Raw genomic sequence first — 715 nt, 5'->3', positions numbered from 1 at the left:
CTTATATTGTTTAAAAGGGTTCTCTTTACGCGCTTGAAATCGCTTCAGTTGTTCATCGGTGTCGATATGTAGCCAAAATTTCACTAACACATAACCCGCACGGGTGAGTTGTTCTTCAAATTCGTTAATTTCTCGATAAGCCCGTCGCCATTCTTCATCGGTTGCAAACCCTTCAACTCGTTCAACGAGAACTCGACCATACCAACTGCGGTCAAAAATCCCGATTTTCCCAGCAGAGGGTAAACGTCGCCAAAACCGCCAGAGATAATGATGGCTTTTCTCCTCATCCGTCGGGGCGGCAAAGGGTTGAACTTCGTAACTGCGAGGATCTAAAATATCAGTTAACCGTTTAATCGCTCCGCCTTTTCCTGCTGCATCCCACCCTTCAAAAATAGCCAACACCGGGACTTGTTGTTCATAAATTTCTCTTTGGAGTTTACCCAAACGGGCTTGTTGTTGGGAAAGTTTGTGTTTGTAGTCGTCTTCTGAGAGAGATTGGGTTAAATCAATTTGTCCCAGAGGATTCGGTTCAGTGGGGTCGAGGTGGTCTTGTAGCGGGGTTCTGATGGGCGGAAGCTGAACCTGTCGCCTATCTAATGCTTCGGTGAGGGTAGCAACCATTGCCGAGAGAACTTTAATCCGAGCATAGCGTTGACTATCGCCTTCGATCAATATCCAAGGTGCCGCGCCTGTGCTGGTATGAATTAACATATCT

Annotated in this window: 1 pseudogene; it reads right to left on the bottom strand. The window is 46.6% G+C overall.

Annotated features, from left to right (window positions below):
• Positions 1-715: pseudogene (locus tag M595_RS28255) on the bottom strand (polyphosphate--AMP phosphotransferase); the annotation flags it as partial.

Source organism: Lyngbya aestuarii BL J, assembly GCF_000478195.2.
GTDB lineage: Bacteria > Cyanobacteriota > Cyanobacteriia > Cyanobacteriales > Microcoleaceae > Capilliphycus > Capilliphycus aestuarii.
The sequence above is the reverse complement of the archived record's forward strand: the minus strand, read 5'-3'. Positions and strand labels throughout refer to the sequence as shown.